This is a genomic window from Suilimivivens sp. (genome assembly GCF_037359455.1).
Classification (GTDB): domain Bacteria; phylum Bacillota; class Clostridia; order Lachnospirales; family Lachnospiraceae; genus Suilimivivens; species Suilimivivens aceti.
Genome location: NZ_JAXXXI010000005.1, coordinates 15,278 through 38,629, shown reverse-complemented (window position 1 = coordinate 38,629; position 23,352 = coordinate 15,278). Strand labels below are relative to the sequence as shown.

Sequence of the window (23,352 nt, the reverse complement as noted above, 5' to 3'; positions counted from 1 at the left end):
ATTATAATCAAATAAATTTCTTCTCTTTCAAAATCTGAACCATCTTTTGTGCTGCATGACCATCTCCATAGAGCCTGGGTCTCTTATCTGTCTCTACTCTTTGCGCTTCTTGGGCAAACTTCAATGCACTCTGAACGCTTTTCTCATCTTCCACATTAACCTTTTGAATCCATCCAATATTCATTAAATCAATCCAAACATCCAGATCGACCATAAAAAGGCATTTAGCACCGGCAAATGATGACTCTTTTGAAACACCACCCGAATCTGTCAGGATCAGTCTTGCGCTCTGCATAAGTGCTACCATTTCCAGATATCCAACTGGATCAATTATTGAAAAGCCAGATATTCCAAGGGCTTTTTCCCATAGTCCAAACTGCTTCAGATATTTCTGTGTCCTGGGATGCATTGGACAAATCACCTTGTCATTAAGCTTCTCAACAAAATTCAGAATACTTTCCATCCGCTCTTTACTTTCCGTATTCTCCTGTCTATGCCATGTCATCAAAATAATAGGATCATTATTCTCTTTTTCCCTCTTTGCACAGTTCAAAAATGTATCATACATAATGTCCCCTGTACAATATGAATTATTTTCCATTCCCTCCAGCTTTGTATTTTCTACTGCAATCATATCTGGACAAAATATCACGCTTGACAGGTGATCTGTCACAATACGATTCTGTTCTTCAGGATTCGTTCTGCTATGAGTTCTTTCGCCTCCTTCCACATGTGCAAGTGGTATATGTAATTTCGAAGCAGCAAGGGCTGCCGCCAATGTTGTGTCCGTATCTCCATATACAATAACCAATTCTGGCTTTAACTGCAGCAATTCTCTTTCCACTCCGACTAATGCTTTAGCTGTTATTTCCGCATGGGTACCGCTTCCCACTCCTAAATTTACAGCAGGCTTTGGAATATTTAATTCATCAAAAAATATTTGTGATAAGCTTGGATCATAATGCTGTCCACTATGAATGATACTCTGTTCTGCCCCCGAACTTTTTAAGGCAAAATATAATGGTGCCAGTTTGATAAACTGAGGTCTGTTTCCTACCACATGTACTATCATTTTATTCCTCACTCTCTATAAATCTGATAACAGGTAACATTGCTTTTTCCATTCCCACTGTCTCTTCAGCATACTTTCTGATTTCATTTGTTGTAACTGCTTTTTTCAGATTTTTCGACTTAATTTTAACATAAAAATCTACTATTTCATTAATATTTATGCTTTCTTTATTATTACTAAAATTTTGCACATAAAAATAGTCATCATTTAATACATCAATTTTACATCCAGTTACAATTGGCATTCCTTTTGCCAAATATTCTCTGGTTTTTAATGCACTGAGCTTCCCATTATACCCCAACTTATACATTCCAAAGGATGCCATCGCAATATCACTTTCATCATAAAGCTGTTCCAATGCTTCTCCAGACATAGTTGGATAAAATTCTATATAATCCTGCAAGTGATATTTCCCCACTAAGCTTTCATATTCTGCTTTTTCCGGACCATCCCCTACCAATTTTAATTCTACAGTATACCGGGAATTTCCTTGTTGATAATAGCTTCTTAATCCTTCTATGATCCGTTCATATCCGTGATGTCTTTGCATAAAGGCAACAGCCAATAAAGTAATTCTATCTTCCTTATATTCTCCCTCTACAGTGCTTACCCGGGATAAATCTATTCCATTTCGAGTTATAATCGTCTTTACACCGAATATTTCCTTATCATCAGTATACGTTACAAATCTGTCAATATAATTCTTCAGTTGCTTCCTGTATATCAACTCCTTAAAATAGAATGGCCACGCATTCCATTTACCAAAATCATCTTTATCATAAGGATACGTATATATTTCAATAATAATTTTACAATCAGGAAACCTTTTCTTTATCTCTCTCCAGAACGCAACATATTCTTTATCTGCCACCGTTCTTCTTACATAAATAAAATCAGGGGATTCTAACTGATTTAATGCAGCTTGATAATTTCTTTTTATTGACGCTGTCGGCCATAAGCCAATAATTCTCTCCAGAATACTTCTCTGAGGTGTTGTGACCTCAAGTTCCTCTATTTGAAAATGCTTTTCAAACTCAGCCAGCTGCATATCAATTTTTTTACTTACACCAATAGATTCTCTTCCTTGAAAATGTATATAGTACCCTTTTTTCATTACTTCCTCATTAATCATCATATTTTTAAAAGTATATCACAATGTAATGTCTATTGCAAATTACACTCCCTGCTCATATCTTCCATTTTTTCCTTCTTTATAGTGTTTGATTCCACGCTTTATCTCACATATCAGCAAATCCTTGCCCTGCAATTTCCATATTATGCTCCATGCCAGTCTATTGAAGAAAAAATATATTCTGAATATGATAAATCTTTTTTTCATATATTGTCTATTACATAGCAGCCAGTTTCTCGTAATATAATAAACACTGAGTGGATTTTCATTCCCTTTCGTTGCCCCATTTACCTTATGGTAAACCACAGCCTGTCCACAATACCAGATTTCTACTCCAGCCGCCCTTGCCCGCAGACTGTATTCTGTATCCTCGTAATATAGGAAAAATCTCTCGTCCAGATAACCTATCTTTTCAATAATCTCTTTTGTCATAAGCAGACAGCAGCCGTTTGCGAAGTCACACTTTTCTTCTCTGTCATACTGCCCTATATCCTTCTGGTTCAATCCCCTGTGAACAGGCTTCCAGATAACAGGAGTCAATTTTCCTCCTGCATACCATATTACACCTGGTCTGTCCGCATATAAAACCTTGGAAACTACCAGTGCCTTGTGCTCCTGACTGCACTTAAGAAGACGTTCCAATGTATCTTCTTTAATTTCAGTATCATTGTTCAAAAGCACATAGGTACTACACCCCTGCTCCATCGCCCACCTGATCCCGATATTATTTGCCTTGGCAAATCCGTAATTATCATCAAGTGCTATGATATGAACCTTTTCCTGATCTCCCCATACTTTCTGCAGTGCTTCCAGTGATCCATCTGTAGATGCATTATCTACAACTATAATTTCCAGACTGTCTCTGATACTGCTCTTTAAAATTGACTGAATACAGGCATCATTAAATGACATGCCGTTGTAATTCACCAGAATAACACTTATCTTTTCTTCCATTCGTCTTCCTTTAACGCTTCCAGATAGAGCCTTGCGATATGCTCAGGTGCATATCTGCCAAAATCCGGTTCTTCCTGCTTTGTTTTCGTTTCTATTTTCTGGATCCATTCCTCTACATCATAGGGATCCTGCACATAAACTGCCTTCCCCTGTGTTACCTCCGGTATACAGGCACACTGCGTAGTCACAACTCTGGCGCCAAAATACATGGCTTCCACCGTTGGCATCCCAAAGCCTTCAAATACACTTGGGAACAAAAATGTGTGGCAGTTCTGATACAGTGTATTCCTTTCCTCATTGGATATAAACCCGGTAAAGGTAATATTATCCTGAAGCCCAAGCTCTGTTATTTTCTTCTGCAGCTGACTGGCTGCATTCCCATTTATCCCTGTAATCAACAGCTTCCCTGGAAGATCCAATTTCTTCTTTCTGATTAGCTGCATAACCAGAATCAGAGTCTCTATATTTTTATGAGGAATCAGCTGTCCAATCGTATAAAAATAACCTTTTTCATCTATGTGATATCGCTCCTTCAGATCACCAAAGGGAACAACTTCCTCTTTTGTCACCAGTATGGGATTATAGATCACCCCTATATCCTTCCTGTGATATTTCCGAATAATATCTTCTCTGACCCAATTGGAAATTGCAAAGATCCTCGCTGCATTCAGTACATCCATTCTCCAGCACATTCTGGAATATACAATTTCATGAAAAGGATGGTATTCCGGATAATGCAGTGCCTGAAGATCATGGATAACACAGGTGTATTCTACACCCCCATTCAACCATGGTTTACAGTAAACCGGTTCAAAGCATCTTGTAATACCATGCTTTTTAAGAAATTTATTCTGATGCAGGTTCTGCCATATGATTCTTTTCCCGATCCCTGCCGATGCAATATCCGCCTGTAATATAGTAAATCTTCTGTCCTTCGTATAATGGACAAAGGTATCTGCGTTATCTTTGGATACCAGAAGCACAAATGCGAAATCCTCATCCAGTTTTGAAAGTCCGTCTAGCAGATTCCGGATAAAAAATTCTGTTCCTCCCACCTTACCAGGCCGGAGCCACAAAAGATCAATCGCTGTTCTTTTCATTCTCTGTTTTCTCCTGCTGACTCTGCTCCAGCTCCCGGATTCGTTTCTCGAGCATACTGTTTTCCTGGATCAAAATCTTTATCTTCATGTTCTGTCTGGATACAATAGAAGTCAGTGTCATCATGATCATGATGGTGACCCCAAAGCAAAGGATATATAATCCATTCATATTGCTCTCTATTCCAAGTATCCTGACAAAGGCAACAAGCAGCTCCGGGAAAAATATCATGATTCCCATGACAATACCCGCTGCAAGCCATATCAATGTATACTTCAGCTCAAGCATCTTATTTTTCAGATAATGAAGAATAATAACAAAATAAAGCAGCACTGCTACACACAGAGTAATACGTAAGGTTCCAGGTATCATGCTTTTGCCCTCCTTATGCCCATACTGAGTCTTCTGATCATCATGGCAAGAGAAACCTTGATCATGTAATAAAAAGATCTTTTCAGGGTGATCGAGCTCTCCCCTCCCTGACGTTCCTTCATAATAACCGGATATTCTAATACCCTGCCGCCATGAACCGCTGCCATCACCATAGCCTCTGGCTCCGGATAATCTGCCGGATAATCATCTGCATATATATGAATAAATCTTCGGTTGACAGCGCGATATCCACTGGTAATATCCTTCACCCGGATCCCGGTAAGAAAATGACACAGGCGGCTCAGAAAAATAATACCTGCTCTTCTTGCTGCTGATGACTGGAACCCTTCTTTCTCCACAAACCGTGAACCTACCACAATATCTGCTTCCTTATTCTCCAGCTTCTGAAGCATTCCTGCCAGATATGCCACATCATGCTGACCATCCCCATCGATCTGGACTGCATACTCATAATCATTTTCTCTGGCATACCGGTATCCGCTTTGGACTGCACCACCGATTCCCATATTAATGGGAAGGTTTAACACCTGATAATTATTTTTCTTACAGATCCTTTTCGTCTGATCTGTGGAACAGTCATTCACGATAATATAATCATACTGTGGATAATTATTCTTCAGGTTCTCTATCAGATTCTCTATATTTTCCTCTTCATTATAAGCGGGTATAATGATCAGACATTTCGCCATAAGCATCACTCACAAACCTTCCATAATTGTTCTTCTTTATCTTCTTCCAATTCTGCCAAATATACTGTCCAGTCTTCCGGATTATACGCCAGTACGGTTCCTTCATCTCTCATAATATAACATTTATGATCCTTTGTCATTCTGATTGACCATTCAAAAGGATATTCCTGTTTTGTGGCACATACTTCATCTCCCTCAAGGCTCAGTACACTCTGATCCTTCTGAAAACGTACCGTATACCCGTCGTCACCTGCATACAGACTGCATTTCTGTTCCTCGGTTTTCTGACGCAGGACAAGCACGCTGCCTTCCTGCTCTGATAAATATAAATCACCTGTTTCTGTACAAATATAGCAAAATCCACTTTTTACCATTTTCTCCTGCCCTGCTGGCTTATTTTCCGTCACGAGTCCGGCTTTTCTCCAGATTGTTAAAAAAGGAAGCCCTGCTGCTACCAGCAGAATCACGGTCACTGCCAGAAGATTTCTTTTCGTTAAACAGCTTCTTCCTGCCTCCTCTATACGCTCTTCTACTGATACCATTCCCATACACGCATAAGGGATCAGCATTACATAATATGGAACCGCATACCGCCCTGACGCTTCCCAAAACAGATGAAACAGAAATCCACCAAGAAAAATTAATAGAAATATCCATCCATATTCTGTCTTTTCCCTGTGAAAAAGAAGATAACATAATGCTCCTGCCAGAATCCACGTCTGCAGGAAATTCATACATATCCTTATCAATACTATGTTTTTTTCATTATATACAGCTTTTATACCCGCTGCCAGATCTCCTTCTTTTATTTCAGTTCCATTAAATACCTCTCCATCCGGATTATTCCACTGTCCAGCTATTTTTCGTAGCAAGAACCGCACTGCTTCATCAGGCTCCCTGGAAAACTCTTCCAAAGTCTCACGGATATCTTTTCTTGCTTCTGCTCTCGTTTTTTCTGTGTCATAATCATTCCCGTTAAATGACCACAAATTATATCCATTATAACATCCTGGTCCTCTTCCATTATCATTATCCTGAAGTCCCATAGCGATCCAGCTTTCCACTGGTACCCCATCTGAAAGCCTCATCTGGGTAATCCGTTGAAGAGTCATCTCACTCGCATTGTTGATTCCCCAGACAGCTCCCACCAGAATAAGTATGTATAACACCCCTTCTTTCCACTTTCGGGTCAGCAGTACATCATATATTGCCAGCACTATCATAGCTATCCATACAATCAGCTCGTTCATCCTTACTATACAGGCTGCTGCGATAAGGAGCGCTGACAGACATGCCCATTTATATTTTCTTTTTGAGAAATATTTCAGCTGTGCATAAACAGCAGACACAGCCAGTGCAAGACCATACCCGTCGCCATAAATCAGCGTTGTATAAAGAAGCAGTGGCACAAACAAGCAGCATGCTAAGACCTGTATAACTGGTACCATTGTTTCTTTTCCCCAGCTATCATCCACAAATTTATACAGTAACCAGAAGATCAGCAAAAATGCGCCCACATTCAGCATCCGTAGCAGCACATAATTATCCACCCCAATCAGAAAAGAAACCAGATACAGACACAAAGCAAGTTTTCTATTTCCTGACCATGCATACAAATAATTTCCTTCTGTAAAGGATGTAAAATTGTACTGCCGCATTCCCGTTGCTGCCATCAGAACATTTCTGGAATCATGAACCGGATCCTTCTGGTAAATAATCACCCAGAAAAGAGCTGCAATTCCCCATGCCCAAAGAATATATTTAACTATTTTCTTCCCTTTTTCTCTCGATATTGTTTTATGTCGAACCCAGTAGAGCAGTCCCATCAGAAGCGAAAATGCCACAATATGCACCAGCGGATAATCCCTGAAATAATAAATCCTCTCTTCACCTGCTTCATCCAGTCCCACAAAACAGGTAGATATCAGACTGATAAATGTTAATAATGACAGTGTAACTCCACTGAGTATATAAATGATCTGCCTTGTTATTTTAGCCATTACATTCATACTTCACTTCTACCTTCCTCTGCAACTCTTTTGAAAAGGAGCATTCCTATGTAAACAATCAGTATTCCATAGAATATAGCTATCGGTATAAGGGTCAGCTTCTCGGATCTGAAAAGATAGGGAAGATAAGAAACAAATGATACCCCCTCATAGGCTAACATGATCCAATATCTCCTTAATGCCCCTGAAGCAAAGCAATATACTATAGCAAAAATGTCCAGTATAAATCCATATCTTTCATGCATATGAGGCATACAGTACACGATTATGGATACTGAAACTAGAACAAGCAGCGACAGAATATCACATGTCATATGAAATTTTTGAGTGTATACCCACAGCATCAGACCTCCAAGAAGACCGATTGTCAGCCATGGTGCTGCATCTATCAGATATGCTGTATACTGGTTTTCTTCTATCAGCGCATAAATATTAGGATAACTTTTCACCAGATCATCATAAAAACCAGGTTGTCCTAAATAGATATTAATAATGTCTCCCAAGCCCTGTCCTGCAATTACAGCAGGAATTGATGTTATCAGATATATAGCTGGTATCATCAGAAAATCCATTAGCTTCACTTTTTTCTTTAACCAGCAGATAACAAGAAATGGCAGGAAAAAACCTGCCTGTAATTTAATTGAAAATGCCAGTCCCATAAAAGCCAGTGCCAGTGTGCTTTTATTACACAGGACACAATAAAAACACAGCATCAAAAACACAACATAAACAATATCACATTGTCCCCATGCTGCACTGTTAAGAATCACCGTCGGGCACAATAAAACTGCCGAATAAGCAAGCATGGCTTTTTCAGAATTATTTGATATTCTATAAATGATCAGGAACATCACATACGCTGCTGCATAGTCAAATAAAACAGAAAACGCTTTAATATAATACATATAGCTAAATGGTGTTGTCGGATAATCAATATAAGATATTAAACACAGAATATACATGTAAGGAGGATTATAACAGGAAAAATTTAGTCTTAAAGCTTTTAATCCCCCATTTTCTTCAAAGCATGTGACCCATTCCAATAACGCTCCATCCATATCTCCAGAAATAAAATGCCTTAAACTGAAACGAATCAATATACCCGCTATAGAAATGCAAATTCCAAACAGAAATACTACACTTTGCATTTCTATCTTACCAATTTTAATCTCTTTCATCAGAAATGCATCAAACCGTTCTCTCATTTTTTCCATATTTTCCAGATCTCCTTCATCTGCAGATACATACTGCAATAAAAAATACCCATAGCATATACCATATATCGTTGAAGCCCTATAAATACCAGATTGGTAACTACCACCATAATGACGATATAGCCTACTGTCATTCCGGTAAACTCTGCTATCTGTATATTTTTCTTTTTTTTCACAATCATAATACATCCTGCTACAGCCATCAGGAACAGGATAAGTGTAATAATATGACACAACAGATAAACTCTTTCTACTTGGAAGAATATGCTGCTGATAAAGGAAGAAATCATAACTCTGCAGGTATGATAAAGGTACCTTCCAAAATGATAGAATAATACTTTTCCTCCAAGCTCATTCATAATCTTTATAGGCTTCAGTCCTATTTCCGAATTTTCTTCTAAATACTGTCTTATTTCCGTAAGTGCCAAAGCAGGTATTTGATCTTTCACCAGATCCTTCCACATATATAAATCCTGTCTGGCATATACATAACGGCATTTCTCTTTATCCACCGCACTATAAACCCGTTTAAAGATTTCTTTCATCTCAGGTGATTGAAATAATTCCACATCTTCCGGATCCACTTCATAAAAACCACGTATCATAAGAAGTGATGTCATTTGTGATATTGTGTATGTCTTTTCTTTTTTCTTTTCTTCTCCCCTATCGGAAATATCTTTAGTCATCTCTGACTTCTCTTCTTTTGCTTCTTCCACGATTCCATTTTGTATCCGGTACATAGCAGACAACTGATCTGAAATATAGTAACCATATACTTTATAAACCATTACAATTGACAATAGCATAACTCCACAGCCCATTATAAAGCTTATTAATCCATTCCTTATCTTTACGCCTCTTGAAGAGTCTGGTTTTCCCTTTACCTGTACATAAACAAATGCCATTACCCACACTAAATGCAAAAATATCAGCTGGCTTCTTGTTAATTCCAGAAATACCGCCATAATGATCAGTGCAATCAGCCATTTTCCTTTTCCGCTGTAAATGTATTTCATCAGAAACAGGAAATATATATAAAAAAGGGCATAGGCAATCCCCTCTGTCATAATCTGATGCGTGATCCCTGATTCCGGTAAATAAATAGAAAACGGCATCATACAAAACAAATATAACAGGAAAGTTTCCCAGTCCTTTAATGTGAACTGTTTTTTCAAAAAACAGACAAAAATCATAGTACTAATCAACGCCAAACCTGACTGTATACATACGACTACGCTTAGATAATGAGTCTCCCCAACTATATACCTTACCAAAAACAAAAATATTGGATAAACCGGCATTACTCCTTCATGCCCCGACAAATTCATATAAACCGGTGAGTCATCCTGAATACTGATCCACTCATTCCCAAGAAGGAAATAGAAAACAAATCCTGCTGCAAGCATTACAGCTATCTCAATAATGGTATTTTTTTTATCTTTTACTGATCTCATCATATATTTCCATAACCTTTTTATAGTAACTCTGAAAAGAAAAGTCTTTCTTTACATGCTCATAAGCATTCCGTCCAAACCGGACAATTTTCTCCCTGTTTTTTACTAGCTGTTCCAGTTTAAAGAACAGATCCTCTTCATTTTTATCTTCAAAAATATATCCAGTCTGATCCTCTATGATGTAATCTGCCGTCCCGTTTCCTGTACTGCAGATTGCCGGAACGGAAAATGCCATAGCCTCCAGATGGGAGATCGCTGCCGGCTCGTCAGAGCTTGGAAGGACAAAAATATCCGCATTCCGATATAGTTCAAAAACCTGCTGCCGTGTCTGATTTTTATACAAAGTAACTTTGGACTCCAAATGATGCTCTCTGATATATTGTTCTGTCTTTTCATAATACTTCTCATGAAAAGGTGTAGAACATTCCCCTGCCATGACAAGTTCTATCTGGTATTTACTGCATAGCTTTTCAAAAACCTGCAGCAGCATCAAATGATTCTTTCTTTCCTGATATTTTCCAATCATCAGAATTGTGACTGTATTCTTCAGAAAGTATACTTTCTGCTCCGGTTGAAGCTGTAATTCCATAACAAAAGGTACCCACTTTGTCCTGATATCCTCTACCAGTTTTCCAGTATCCTTTTCCTGATGCCGATAATTATATCGCACTGGAGTGATCCTGTATTCCGGTACCAGCTTCCACACAAGCTTATGCTGCCAGTCCATCTTTTTCTCTCTGTCCCACAGCGGACTCTGATTATAAAGGATCGCAGGAATCTGCTGTTTCCGGCATATTAAATTGGTACACATACTATAGACTGACCGTTCCCTGATGATCACCAGCTCCGGAGCATATTCTTTTATCTTCTTTTTCAGCTTCCCCATTGGTGGGAATCCACACTTCAATCTCCAGTCATCCCGGTAAGGATCATTTCTTTTCAAAAAATGTGTATAAAAATAATTCACCATCAAAAACACCTTGGAATAGCCTATTATCTCAGGTGTTACCCAGGTATAATCTTCACTTTTCCCGGCATATTGACTTAAAAAAGCAACCTCATCCCCTCTTTCTATCCATCCCTTCATAATTGCGATCTGATTGGTGTGATAGCGTGGAGCTACATACATAACCTTCATTTTAGCTGTTTTCTCCCGGTTTATAAATCCCATTTTTCAAATATCTGCTTCTTATATCAGACAGCTTCTTTCCTGTCATTTCATATCCCATTACTGCATATGGGATCAGCAGCCAGAAATACGGCATAACATACTGACTTTTTCCCTCCCAAAACAGATGAAAAACAAAACCGCCCATCACGATCACCGCATAGATCAGTTCTTCTGTCCTTACCGTTTTCCACCTGGTCAGAACATACAATACAGTTCCCATATACACAAGCGTCTGATATAGATTGCATAATTCTATATACCAGGCATTTTCATTTTCTTCGTAAATACCTGCGATCCAGCCCTGCAATGGCTTTTCTGACTCTCTGTTTCTCGAAATCTCTATGCTTCCAAAGGTAGGTTCACTCCACTGGGCTGCTGTCTTTTTTGCAAAGAATTTTACCCCGTTCTTCCAGTTATTTGTGAATTGCTTTATCTGTTCCTTTATTTCTTCGGCTGCTGCCTGTGTTGTTTTCCTTGTATCATAATCATTCTCCGTATAAATTCTCACACTCGTCCCATTCCAGTAGCCAGGCGCTTCTCCTCCATCCTCCAGTCCCATGGCAACCCATGTGAGCTTTGGCATTCCCTGCGGCAATGGCTGCCTAATAATTCTCTCCATCTGCCTGGTGATAAGCTTTCCACCTGCAAGATATACCAGAAGAAATACCCCCAGGATCAGAACTATTTTCCCCTTTTGGACAATCTTTTCTTCTCTGAACAACTGATAAAGCCCATACAGGAGCATTCCACAGAAAAAGATCAGGGAATTTGATTTCAAGACAATAGCGACACTGATCAATATTGCTGAAGCTGGTATATAACAGATCTTCTTTTCTTCAAAATACCTGTATTCCAGATATATTGCCTCTGCTGCCATTCCAAGAGAAAGCAGATTTCCATATACAAAGCTGGTATACAGCAGCATTGGTGTAAAAAGGATCTCTATCAGCAATACTGCATTATTTCTGTTATCCCAAACCCTGCCTGTCATCCGGTAGACGGTATAATAGCTCCACACAGCTGCCAGCACATTGGCAAACTGAAGGATCAGCACTTCCCTGCTGCCTGCCACTTTCATCAGATAGTAGATCAATAACAGATATCCGCTTTGAAAAGGATATCTGTGCATATATTCTCCTTCCTGAAACTGATGAAAGTCTCCCTGCAGCATTTCACCTGCTATCGTCTGAAGCTTTCCCGGGTCACTGATGGGTTGCAGCTGCGTAAAGCTAATATACAGAATGCCGGCCACGCCATATGCAAAAATAAGCAGAATACCTGCTATCCTGTCTTTTTTTTTCTTTGATTCCTTCTGTAACCGGATTTCTTCTGCCCTTCCACCTCTGGATCCCACATACCAGAAGCAATACTGCAAGGGAAAACACTATATGCTTAATCGGATGGTCAGAAAGATAAATAATTTTTCTGTTCCCCTCTATCGTCGTCTCTGTACTTGTCTCCAGCATGCTCAGGACAGTCAGGCAAAAGCTAAGAGCTCCGAAACAGATCAGTACTATTTTATTACAAATCTTTTCAATCTTTATCTTCAATGTTCAGCTCCATATCTGCTTTTTCACTTCACAACCGCTGTTATTTCCTGCAGATACTGTTGGAATCCTGCCTGTTCATTTGCTTCTTTTCCTACTACTGAGTGTTTTTTTACCGGCTCTTTTCCGGCTGCCTTATGGAGGTACCATTCATATTCCATATCCAGATTTCCAATATCCAGGGCTCTGTATCCCGCTTTATAAAGATCTTCTACCAGAAACTTGGCTGTAACACCAAGTGATACCAGAAACAGCTTATCTTTAGTATGTTTCTTGCAGCACTCCAGTATTTCATTCCGTTTTACATAGGCATCACTGGCAGGACCAATAATCCTTTCTATAGATCCTGCTGTATCGAAAAGATCATTTCCTACTCCATTATGTGTCCGTTCACCTTCAACGATCACAATATCCCTGTCCTTCCATATTTCCCTGATTTTCCTGACCCATCTGTCACAGTTTTTCTTCTCTTCATCAGACAGTGCATAGTAAAAACGTGAAACGGATGTATTGTAATATTTCTTCTCAGGGTTACAATATTTTTCATATACCCTGCGGCTAAACAGTAAATGATCCTTCCAGAACTGTCTGCTTTCTTTTCTATATATCCTCAGATCCCCAAATATTTCCGGTATCGTGATCATAATATCCTCATAAGTATATCCCAGGATCCTCTTCAAGCCTTCTGCAATTTCCGGTGATACCTGCTGCAGCTTCAAGCTCCGTCCCCTGATCATGGTGATTTCACCATCTCCAAAACGGATCATACTTTTTTCAGATGAAATAAGTGTATCTATCGTTTCATCTATGCTGTATGTCTGGATATTGCATTTTCTGATGCCGGTGCGGTACAGCCAGTAATCAAGCTGTGCCAGACTGTCCTTTACTGCCCTCTTTATCATCATTTTAATACTTCCTGCTTTGTCCGTTCTATTACCTGGCCATTTGCCACTTCAAAAAATCTGTCTGCCTTTTTGATCGTAGTCAGTCTATGTGCGATCACCAGTATTGTTTTCTGCCCCTGCAGGCTGTCGATTGCTTTCATGACCGCTGTTTCTGTTTCAGTATCAAGTGCTGAGGTTGCTTCATCCAGCACAAGTATTTCCGGATCATGATACAGGGCTCTGGCAATCCCGATCCTCTGTCTCTGTCCACCTGATAATCTCACACCTCTGTCACCGACAAAGGTATCAAGTCCTGCCGGCAGGCTGTCAATAAACTCTGAAAGCTGCGCCTGCTCCAGTGCATGCTGTACAGCCTGTTCATTAATCTGGTCTTCAGGGACTCCAAATGCTACATTGTTGCGGATAGTATCATCAGACAGGTAAATCGTCTGTGGGATATATCCGATTTCTTTCTGCCAGGTGAGTATATTCTTCTGTATATTCATATCATCTGCATAAATCTTACCATACTGAGGCTTCAATAATCCCAAGAGAATGTCAACCATCGTAGATTTACCAGCTCCCGATGCTCCGACAAATGCCACCATCTCCCCCTTCTGAATTGCAAAGGATGCATGTTCTATAACATTTTCTTCCCCATCCGGATAATGATAGGATACATTTTTAACCTCTATTGCATGGTTCAGCTTCCAGGAGTCATCTTTTTTCTGTTCCGTCACCTCCAGAGCTTCTACCTCCTTCAGATCGTTGTAGATAAGATCCAGTGATGGCATCGCATATAAAACCGCTGACAGATGTTCATTGATCTTGCCTACAGATGGTAATAGCCGGAATGCTGCCACTGCAAACACAGCAAGCTGTGGAACGAATTCAATCAGATCCTTCTGCCCGAAAAATATCTTGAAAATAATAGCCAGCAGCAAACCCGTCATACATACCATTTCTATAATATGCTTGGGGATCACTCCGATCAGACGGTTCAGGCGCAGTACTCTTACATATTTCGCAAAATAATGATCGTAATGGTCAATAAAGCTCTTTTCTCTTCCTAATACCTTGATTTCCTTAATTCCGCCTAGTGACTGGTTCATCCACTGATAGATCCTGGACTTGTAAACCTGGCCTTCCCTTCCCCATGCACTGGAGTATTTCCTGGAAATAACCGAAAAAATCGCAAGACAGGCTATCAGTAATGCCACAATGATTATGGTAATGGATTTGCTTACAATAAACAGATAAATGCCTATGGCAATACATACACATACCTCTGCAACCATTTCCAGCATATGTATGATCCCTTTTGTAAACTGATCTGTATCCTCCTGCATGCTTCTCTGCAGCACAGAGATATTCTTTCCCAGATGAAATGTATAAGGCTCTTTCATATAGGCCTTCAGAAGATCTGTAGACATCGTTCTCTGAATACGATAGGAAAACTTATATATGGCATTCTTCTCCACAATGATATATATATTTTTCACAATATAGACTGCAATGATAATACCTGCGATCATAGCCAGGAAATAATTAATCTCATCAAAGCCAAATCTGGCATATACATAGCTCATGATCCTGCTGTCCTTCAGAGATGACGTATCCATGATCAGATTAATAAACGGCTGAAACAGGGAAACAGCAAGGAGCTCAAGGAAGCTTCCTATTACTACTGCCACCATCAAGATACCTATTTTGATCTTGTCTCTGGTTGTAAAAATATAGCTTAATTTTTTGAACATTTTCTTTCCTTCCTTATTTCCTGCCGGCACCCTGTAGCAAAATATACTATCACATAACTGATACACAGCGCAGCTATTTCATTACGTACCTTCTCCATTGCAACAATATTTCCACTGAAATATTCAATCTCTTCCCCTTCCGCAAAAGCTTTCATTCTCTTAAAATCTTTATATGCCGTATTATCTTCCTGATAATAATGCTTCTCTTTGGTAAGATCCGCACAGTCTTTTCGGTAAACCACATATCCTTTCGGATACTGACAGACTCCATATACTACTATAGCACAGATACATGCACATATTGCTGCAATAGCACATTTCTTCCACTGAAAGGCATATATATTTCTAAACTTCGCCTGTAATCTCACCCATCTGTCAAATGACAGTTCTATTTGTTTATTAAAGTTCTGTGCCACTCTGGCAGGAATAATCCTGTACGCTCTGCCTTTTCCAGTTTCATACAGGAGTGCTCCCATCAGAATAAAGGAAACATTTTTGAAAGATGTATTATACAAAAATGGCTCCGTCAGTCCGCCAACTGCAATTGTCACGATAATCAGGGTTTCCAGATACATCTTCTTCGAAAGATATCTTGCAATTGCATACATGGTATACAGGCACAATATACTGAACGGTATGATCCCATATGTGATAAATGCCGACAGATACGCACTGTCCATGGTAACGCTTTCCGTTGTTATTTCAGACAGCCGTTTTCCAAACAGACTGATATATTCCGGTTTCAGATATCTCCATGCCAGTTCCATTCTTGTACTGAGCAATTTATTTAAAATCTGGAACCATCTTCCCGTAACGGTAACAGGGATCACTAACGATACAAAGACACATACCGGGAAAATGCATTGTATGACTATCTTCTCTGCAACATTCAGCCTCTTTCTCCACAGAAGATAAATTCTTCCTAATAATAAGCACATAAATACCGCAAAACCTGTATAGCTCACAGAATACAGAAATACCAGACAGTTCCCTGCAAACAGCCAGACTGCATGCTTCATCCGGAATTTATCTCCAAGCATATAGATAATAAATATGGCCAGAAGGAGGTAGGATACCTGTAATACATTGGGATGCGGATATCCAAGACTCCACCGGAATATATGCCCAAGTCCCAGCTTGGCATGAACCTTATAAACAGTACTGTCCATCCGGAACAGAGAACTCACAGTAGTTCCCAGAAATGTTACAGACCAGATTATGGTTCCCAGTGTAAATATCCGTTTCAGATTCACATTTTTCATGCCAGCCATCATCATGCCATACAGGAGCAGGCCTTTTTCACCGGATACCACATAGGTCAGTGCAGTAATCCCAAGAACAGCAACGATCTTCCCGTATTCTGCTATGGTATATTCTTCTATCAGCAGCTTGGCAAACAGACAGCAGGATGCAAATAAAAGAATGACCTTAAATACAGCCTGTCCATCATACAGACCAATTCCCTTCGCAAATAAAAGTGAACCGAAGAATAACCAATATAAAATTTCACCAGTACTGACTGTCACTGTTTTTCTATCTGCTTTTTCCATCTTAGCATCCCTGTGTATATATTTTTTCCAGCTTTCTGCAATATTCCTCCGCAGAATCAAAGCTGACTTCCCTGCAGTTTTGTGTAAGACACTGCAGTTCTTCTTTCTGATCCCACAATTCTGCAATTTTTCCCTTTAATTCTCCAGCATTTCCTGCCTCGAACAGAATTCCTGTCTTTCCATCCTGCACAAGCTCCGGTACGCCGCCAATTGCTGATGCGATCACCGGGGTTCCGTACCATTGCGACTCCATCACCGTAAAGGGACAGTTCTCATACCATTCTGACGGAAAGATCGTAAACCTTGCTTCTGCGATCAGCTCTTTCAGTTTTTTCCCCTGAAGGAATCCCATATTGGTTATATTCGGGCAGTTCTGCAGCTCCTTCTCCAGCGGTCCACCTCCGGCGAAGATAAACGGGATCTGCGACAGCTCACTGCAGACCTGCAAAAGTGTGTGTATTCCTTTTTCTTCCGAATATCTCCCAAAATAAAGTATATAATCCTTCTTTTCCACCACCTGATATTTCTCTTCAGTCAGGAAATTATGCAAAACAATAAGCTTATCCTTAAGAATCGAGCTTGTTGCAAGCTTATCTGACATAAACTGACTCGGACAGATCACCTGGTCTACTTTTCCATAAGTATGCAGCTTCTGATACAGCTTTGCTTCCATCATACCAAGTATACTCTTTACTCTGGAATTATGGATACATCTGTTTGTCACACAGCTTCCATACTTTCCTCCCTGGCATTGAAAGCACAGCTGTTTGTCCGAAGGGATCATCATCATATGATTGGGGCATACCCACTGGTAGTCATGGGCTGTAAATATGATCCTAACTTTCTTTTTCTGCTTTCTTTCCCATTTGCGGATTTCATAAATAATGGAAGGTGTGATCTGAAAATTAAAGTTATTCAGATGGATAATATCCGGCTTCATGTCATCCAGAACCTGCCGTATTTTTTTTCTTGCTTCTGTCGAGTAAATGATCTTAAAGGGATAAAGAAGCTTCTGCAGTCCCTTTGCATGGAAATCCATGTCAGAGGTATAGCTTTCTGCATGATTGCCAACGATCCTGCCTTCATGCTCCATGCCAAAGTACTGCACCTCATGCCCCATTTTCTGCAGCTGTTTTCCAATTTCAAAAATATAGGTTTCTGATCCTCCATTGGGAAACAGAAATTTATTTACAATGAGAATTTTCATAAAGTTCCTCTGTCTGTCTGACTACATCCTCCCAGTTATACTTGGAACAGATAAACTCTGTACTTGCTGCTTTATATCTGTCCACCTCTTCCGGATGTCCCAGCAGATCTGAAAGTTTTTCCTTCAGATCCTCTGTGTTTCCTTTTTCAAATATAACTGCTTTATCCTCTGTAACTTCCGTATTTTCCTTAATATCACTAACAACACAGCAGTTTCCATAGCTCATGGCCTCAAGCAGACTGAGTGCCATTCCTTCAATATCACTGGGAAGCACAAATAAATATGCATTGGAATACAGCTCCTCCAGAATCCTGCCCTGCACAAAGTCGGTCATCAGAATCCTTGGATCCCTGGCTGCCATCTCCTGTACCTTTTTCATGTATTCAAAGGAATGACTGCTGCCCCCTGCAATAACCAGTCTTTTGTCCGTGTCAAGCTGCGAATAGGCATTGATCAGATAATGCAGTCCCTTTTCAGGCACAAGCCTAGCCAGGAAAAGAATGTATCCATCTTTTACAAGCCCATATTTTTCTGTGATCTCTCTCGCCTCGCAGATCTGTGGCCTTGCTATTCCATTAGGGATAAAGTGTGTATTACGGCCATATGTGTCCAGAAAATACTGCTGTACATTTCTGGAAAGAACGATCACCTCATCAGCATGTTTTGCTGCCATTTTTTCTCCAAATTTCAATACCCTGGAAGCAAAATTCCCCCACTTGGCTCTCTGCCAGTCCAGACCGTGAATCGTTGCAACTACCCGGATCCCGAACATTTTAGGAATAAACAAAGTCGAACATGGTCCCTCTGCATGATAATGGATCACATCATATCTGCCAAACAATGCCCTTATTGTAGCAAGTACTGAGTACACAATCGCATTCAGCTTACCGTTCTTGAAGGTTGGCACAATAATGATCCGGATACCCTTATAATATTTCTTTCTTCCTCCATCAAAATCCTTGCCTGACACATGATATCCGGAACGATTGTAGGCTTCTACCTCATATCCCTGCTCTGTCAGCCTTGTTGCCAGTTCCTCAACAACTACCTCGACACCGCCTTCTCTGGACGGTATCCTCTTATGGCCGATCATTGCCACTTTCAGCTTTCTGTTCTTTTTCTTTTCTTTCTGAAGTCTTTTCGTTTCTTTTGCTGTTTCTGCCAGAAAAGTAAAGTTTGTATTGATATATCTGGAAAGCAGCCGGCCTGGATCCTGCAGAATCCGGTACAGCCACTCAAGGCACATTTCCTGCATCCACCCCGGCGCTCTCTTCACACTGCCAGCTTCAAATGCAAAGGCAGCACCTACTCCCAGCATAAGACCATTTACTTTTCCACGGTGATCATACATCCATTTTTCCTGTTTGGGTGCCCCAAGCGCCACCCAAATGAAATCCGGTCTGGTTTCATTGATCCTCGCAATGATCTCTTCATCCTCTTCCACCGTCAGGGAGCGGAACGGTGGTGAATACATACCCGCAATAATTAGCCCCGGATACCGTTCCTCTATTTTTTTCTTCAGGCTATCCAATACTTCCGGTGTACTTCCATAAAAATAATGCCTGTATCCTTTCCCTTCCGATAGTCTGAAAATAGCAGGCATCAGGTCAGGCCCTGGTACACGCTCCGCTTCCCTATATCCACGCTGCCTGCTTACCATAGACAGCGGTTTCCCATCCGGAAGTGCCATAGCTGCACTGTTCTGAACCTTCCGGTAATCTGCATCCCTAAAAGACATAACCACAGTATGCACATTAGATACACAGATATAGTTTCCCCGAAGCTGCTCCAGATTTTCAGTCAGCATGGCTATCGTGTCTTCCATATTGGTAACACTGATATTCGTATTTAAAATTGTACAATATTTTCTGTCTTCCAAATTCATGAAATTCCGGCTTCCTTTAAAAATCTGTCTGCTATCTTGGACAGTGCATAAGTTTCCCTGATCTTCACGGCATTATCTGAAAGCTTCTGTGCCAGTTTCTCATCTGCAGCTATTCTCTTCATCGCATTGCAGAGTGCTGTCCTGTCTCCAACAGGCACCAGAAGTCCACTGCTTTCGTTCTCTATATAGGCTCTTGATCCCCCAACGGGACAATCTGTAGAAATAACAGGTATTCCCATTGCCAGTGCCTCGATCATGGAATTGGATATTCCCTCATAATCAGAAGACAGAACGAACATGGCACTGTCAAGGATTTCTTCTCTGACATTAGTCGAAAACCCCCTGAAGATGATCTTATCTTCCAGTTGTAATCCCAAAACCTGCGCCTTCAAAGCTTCCTCCAGCTCACCGATGCCGAAAATATGCAGCTCATATTCTGGAAAAGCCTTTAGAAATTCAGCAAAAGCTTCTATTAACAGTCTGTGGTTTTTCTGCTTCTCCAGTCTTGCGACAGAAACAACTCTTTTTTTCCGTACCCCCTGATAATGCTCCGGTAAATTCTGCGGCACGGGATTGGGTATTACTGCAGATTTGCTCCTGATGCTTTCCGGGAAACACTTTTTCATATCTTCTGTCTGCAGTACCAGTTTATCTGCTTTGCCATATGCCCAGTTTCTAATTCTCTGATGCTCATACTTCCCTGGATCATTTCTTTCTGATACCAGCATCCCATGAGGAATCCCAGCTGCCGCAATCACTGAAAATACGGCACCCATAGCACTGAAAGCAAATACTGTACATCCTGCATTCTGTTTATAATAACGTCTCATGGCAATCAACCGTTTTATTCTGATCAACGGATTTCCACCTGATGTATCTCCGGTATGAACCACATCAATACGCTCATCCAATGGATATGCCACCTGATTACCTGCAAACAACATGATACTTACCTGATATCCTCTGCTCACATATTCATCCGCAAGCAGTGAAACTACCCGTTCTGTTCCGCCTCCTGCCATATCAGGCAATACAAACACTATTTTCATTCTGTTTCAGAACTCCCTATATTATCAAACATGCCAGCCAGATATACGTGGTCTAGCTTTTTTCTATACCTTATACAGTTCTCCACATAAAAAGCATTATTCCCACATATTTCCTTCAGTTCTTCTTTTCCCCACTGATCTTTCACGATTCCCAGCTGATTTTTCAAAATATAAGGTACATTGAAAGGTACTGAAGTGGTAATTACAGGAGTTCCAGCCGCAATGCTCTCCACAATGGATACCATGCTGTTATCCTTGCTGGTATATATGAGCAATGCTTTTGCACCGGCAAGAACAGGCATCAACCGGTTGTGATCCAGCTTACCAAGAAACTGGATATTTTTTTCTTTTCCAAGCTGTTCTGCCTGTATCTGCAAAGCTTCATTTAAAACTCCATCACCAATGATCTTCAGTTCATAGTCCTTGTAATCTCCTCTGGTAAATGCCGCAAATCGATCAATAATAAGATCTATATGCTTTCTCTCTATCAGCTGGGATACCACTACAAAATAATTTTCCTTATTTTCTGCATATGGGATTTTGTCCAAATCAATCCCATGATCTATGATTACCGGCAGCACATGGTCACAATATCTGGAAATAAATTTTGCAGCCTTCTCTGACCTTGTTATCACAGGGATTCCATGAAAAATAAATCTGCCAACTATATTGTACCATATTCTTGATGGAATTTTATGGCACATTCTGTTATGTGCTCCCAGCTCATGCCAGATTATCAGCTTTTTCCTTGCATGCAATGCACCTTCCAGCGTCACAAGTGAGAAAACCTCACTGCTGATAATATAATCAAACTCTGTTCCATGCTTTTTTAGATATTTTCCAAGTCCTTTCAGCATGGGAATACATCTGGGCTTACATATCTTTGATATCTGACAGGGAAACCATTTTACTTCAAAAGGATACTCCTCCGGCTTTACAGGTCGATAACAGTCTGCTGCAACCAGAGTCGGAATATCACCATTTTTCACAAACCCCATGCACAACGTATATATCATAGTATCCCTGATGGATTCCATCTTTGGTATCTGATCAGTTTCTGCCGTATATAATATAGGATTCATGATCAGCACTTTCATGATTCTTTACCTGCCTTTTTCCTACATAACAGACTGCTCCACATCCCACCCAGAAGAAACAGTACATAATTTCTTCCAATATAATCAGAAACTGCATGTGCTTCGACAAGAGTATACACTGCAAATGACACAGCCATGGATAATTCCATATATCTCTTTTTCTGGATACAGTAAGTAAGCATATACAGAAACACGGCTACCATAATTATTCCCGGTATGATGCCATACCAGTAAAATACTCTTACCCAGCCAAGATCAAAGAAATAATGACTCGATGGATCTGAAAACAATTTCCACGTCTGGATTGTTCCTTCCCATTCCGTTGTTCCTACAAGACTTGCTATCCTGCCAGTTAATGCTCTGTCAAGATATACAAAAAACTGTGTCGGTCTGGTCCATTCAAAGTACCATATATAATTATATACTCTATATGCATTGGCTGCTATTAATACGGAAAACAATACAGAAAATCCGCTAACACCCATACCACAAATACCAAACCATTTGCGGATACTGTCATTTTTAATCACCTTAAATAAAAATGTATACAAAACAGCAAAAATACCAACCAAAAGGCTGGTCTTGGAATCCGTCAGGAAAAAGAAACCTATATTAACTGCCAAAGCAGCCGCGTAACCATACCATTTCCATTTCTCCCCATACAAATATAATGCCAGGACCGTAAGTGCAAAGACCATACACTGGAGCGCATTGGGATGTCCCATTCCAAATGTATATCTGGTCTCCACACTACCCCTTCCATAGTCCTGGGTCAGTGCCATGCCTCCCCCGACTCCAAAGAATGATAGGAGCATGATAAGAAGACATCCTGTCAAGGTCATATAAAATACAAGCTTCAGGCATTTCTGCATATCCACATTCTTGCATGCAGCGAGAAACATTACAATTCTGACAATATCATTCCTGCCCGTCACAAAATAGGATATTGCTCCCAATGCAAGAAAAGCTGCTATCACAGCATATTCTTTTTTATCATACCTGGTCAGACAGGTTTTGATCAGAAACAGCAGAAATGTCAGCTGAAACAGCCTGCCCTCTACCGGATTGATCAAGGCGCTCTTATCAATGATAACCATCAGTACCTCTATGATCACTCCGAGATAAAAGCTGCCATATGCAATTTTTTCAATCTGTTTTCGATCTGTTTTCATCAACGATTTCCCTTAATT

At 40.2% G+C, this 23,352-nt stretch carries 19 protein-coding genes; all 19 read right to left on the bottom strand.

Annotated features, from left to right (window positions below):
* Positions 1 to 7: 7 nt before the first annotated feature.
* The 19 genes from wecB to WJQ40_RS00715 all read right to left on the bottom strand — a co-directional run bounded on the left by wecB (position 8) and on the right by WJQ40_RS00715 (position 23,334).
* Complete coding sequence (wecB, locus tag WJQ40_RS00805) at positions 8 to 1,072, bottom strand: UDP-N-acetylglucosamine 2-epimerase (non-hydrolyzing) (protein ID WP_337537588.1); 1,065 nt, start codon at positions 1,070 to 1,072, stop codon at positions 8 to 10.
* A 1-nt stretch (position 1,073) separates the two neighbouring features.
* The gene (locus WJQ40_RS00800) at positions 1,074 to 2,186 is read right to left on the bottom strand and encodes a glycosyltransferase (protein ID WP_337537587.1); all 1,113 of its coding nucleotides are present in this window, start codon (positions 2,184 to 2,186) and stop codon (positions 1,074 to 1,076) included.
* A gap of 60 nt (positions 2,187 to 2,246) precedes the next feature.
* Positions 2,247 to 3,158, bottom strand: coding sequence for a glycosyltransferase family 2 protein (locus WJQ40_RS00795; RefSeq protein ID WP_337537586.1), 912 nt, complete (start codon positions 3,156 to 3,158; stop codon positions 2,247 to 2,249).
* Positions 3,143 to 4,258 (bottom strand): glycosyltransferase family 1 protein, encoded by a 1,116-nt coding sequence (locus WJQ40_RS00790; protein WP_337537585.1) that lies wholly within the window; start codon positions 4,256 to 4,258, stop codon positions 3,143 to 3,145. Before WJQ40_RS00790 ends, WJQ40_RS00795 begins: the two co-directional genes overlap by 16 nt.
* Positions 4,239 to 4,628: a DUF2304 domain-containing protein gene (locus WJQ40_RS00785; RefSeq protein WP_337537584.1), complete on the bottom strand. Its 390-nt coding sequence runs from the start codon at positions 4,626 to 4,628 to the stop codon at positions 4,239 to 4,241. Before WJQ40_RS00785 ends, WJQ40_RS00790 begins: the two co-directional genes overlap by 20 nt.
* Positions 4,625 to 5,344, bottom strand: a complete 720-nt coding sequence (locus tag WJQ40_RS00780) for a glycosyltransferase family 2 protein (RefSeq protein ID WP_337537583.1) — start codon at positions 5,342 to 5,344, stop codon at positions 4,625 to 4,627. The genes WJQ40_RS00785 and WJQ40_RS00780 overlap by 4 nt, the downstream gene beginning before the upstream one ends.
* Positions 5,344 to 7,338 carry a hypothetical protein gene (locus WJQ40_RS00775; protein WP_337537582.1) on the bottom strand — a complete coding sequence of 665 codons (1,995 nt, stop codon included), beginning with the start codon at positions 7,336 to 7,338 and terminating at the stop codon, positions 5,344 to 5,346. The genes WJQ40_RS00780 and WJQ40_RS00775 overlap by 1 nt, the downstream gene beginning before the upstream one ends.
* Before the next feature lie 5 nt (positions 7,339 to 7,343).
* Positions 7,344 to 8,561: a glycosyltransferase 87 family protein gene (locus WJQ40_RS00770; protein ID WP_337537581.1), complete on the bottom strand. Its 1,218-nt coding sequence runs from the start codon at positions 8,559 to 8,561 to the stop codon at positions 7,344 to 7,346.
* Positions 8,549 to 9,628 carry a hypothetical protein gene (locus tag WJQ40_RS00765; RefSeq protein WP_337537580.1) on the bottom strand — a complete coding sequence of 360 codons (1,080 nt, stop codon included), beginning with the start codon at positions 9,626 to 9,628 and terminating at the stop codon, positions 8,549 to 8,551. The genes WJQ40_RS00770 and WJQ40_RS00765 overlap by 13 nt, the downstream gene beginning before the upstream one ends.
* 367 nt (positions 9,629 to 9,995) lie before the next feature.
* Complete coding sequence (locus WJQ40_RS00760) at positions 9,996 to 11,153, bottom strand: glycosyltransferase (protein ID WP_337537579.1); 1,158 nt, start codon at positions 11,151 to 11,153, stop codon at positions 9,996 to 9,998.
* A 1-nt stretch (position 11,154) separates the two neighbouring features.
* A complete protein-coding gene (locus WJQ40_RS00755) occupies positions 11,155 to 12,540 on the bottom strand; it encodes a hypothetical protein (RefSeq protein WP_337537578.1) in 1,386 nt (461 codons plus the stop codon).
* A gap of 219 nt (positions 12,541 to 12,759) precedes the next feature.
* On the bottom strand, positions 12,760 to 13,638 hold the full coding sequence (locus WJQ40_RS00750; RefSeq protein ID WP_337537577.1) for a GT-D fold domain-containing glycosyltransferase: 879 nt from the start codon (positions 13,636 to 13,638) through the stop codon (positions 12,760 to 12,762).
* Positions 13,635 to 15,374 carry an ABC transporter ATP-binding protein gene (locus WJQ40_RS00745; protein WP_337537576.1) on the bottom strand — a complete coding sequence of 580 codons (1,740 nt, stop codon included), beginning with the start codon at positions 15,372 to 15,374 and terminating at the stop codon, positions 13,635 to 13,637. Before WJQ40_RS00745 ends, WJQ40_RS00750 begins: the two co-directional genes overlap by 4 nt.
* The gene (locus tag WJQ40_RS00740) at positions 15,359 to 16,924 is read right to left on the bottom strand and encodes a hypothetical protein (RefSeq protein WP_337537575.1); all 1,566 of its coding nucleotides are present in this window, start codon (positions 16,922 to 16,924) and stop codon (positions 15,359 to 15,361) included. Before WJQ40_RS00740 ends, WJQ40_RS00745 begins: the two co-directional genes overlap by 16 nt.
* A gap of 1 nt (position 16,925) precedes the next feature.
* Entirely contained in the window at positions 16,926 to 18,131 is a 1,206-nt protein-coding gene (locus WJQ40_RS00735) for a glycosyltransferase (protein WP_337537574.1), read from the bottom strand.
* Positions 18,109 to 20,016, bottom strand: a complete 1,908-nt coding sequence (locus WJQ40_RS00730; RefSeq protein WP_337537573.1) for a WecB/TagA/CpsF family glycosyltransferase — start codon at positions 20,014 to 20,016, stop codon at positions 18,109 to 18,111. The genes WJQ40_RS00735 and WJQ40_RS00730 overlap by 23 nt, the downstream gene beginning before the upstream one ends.
* A complete protein-coding gene (locus tag WJQ40_RS00725) occupies positions 20,013 to 21,065 on the bottom strand; it encodes a glycosyltransferase family 4 protein (protein ID WP_337537572.1) in 1,053 nt (350 codons plus the stop codon). The genes WJQ40_RS00730 and WJQ40_RS00725 overlap by 4 nt, the downstream gene beginning before the upstream one ends.
* Positions 21,062 to 22,162 carry a glycosyltransferase gene (locus tag WJQ40_RS00720; protein WP_337537571.1) on the bottom strand — a complete coding sequence of 367 codons (1,101 nt, stop codon included), beginning with the start codon at positions 22,160 to 22,162 and terminating at the stop codon, positions 21,062 to 21,064. Before WJQ40_RS00720 ends, WJQ40_RS00725 begins: the two co-directional genes overlap by 4 nt.
* Entirely contained in the window at positions 22,159 to 23,334 is a 1,176-nt protein-coding gene (locus tag WJQ40_RS00715; protein ID WP_337537570.1) for a hypothetical protein, read from the bottom strand. Before WJQ40_RS00715 ends, WJQ40_RS00720 begins: the two co-directional genes overlap by 4 nt.
* Between the last annotated feature and the right edge of the window lie 18 nt (positions 23,335 to 23,352).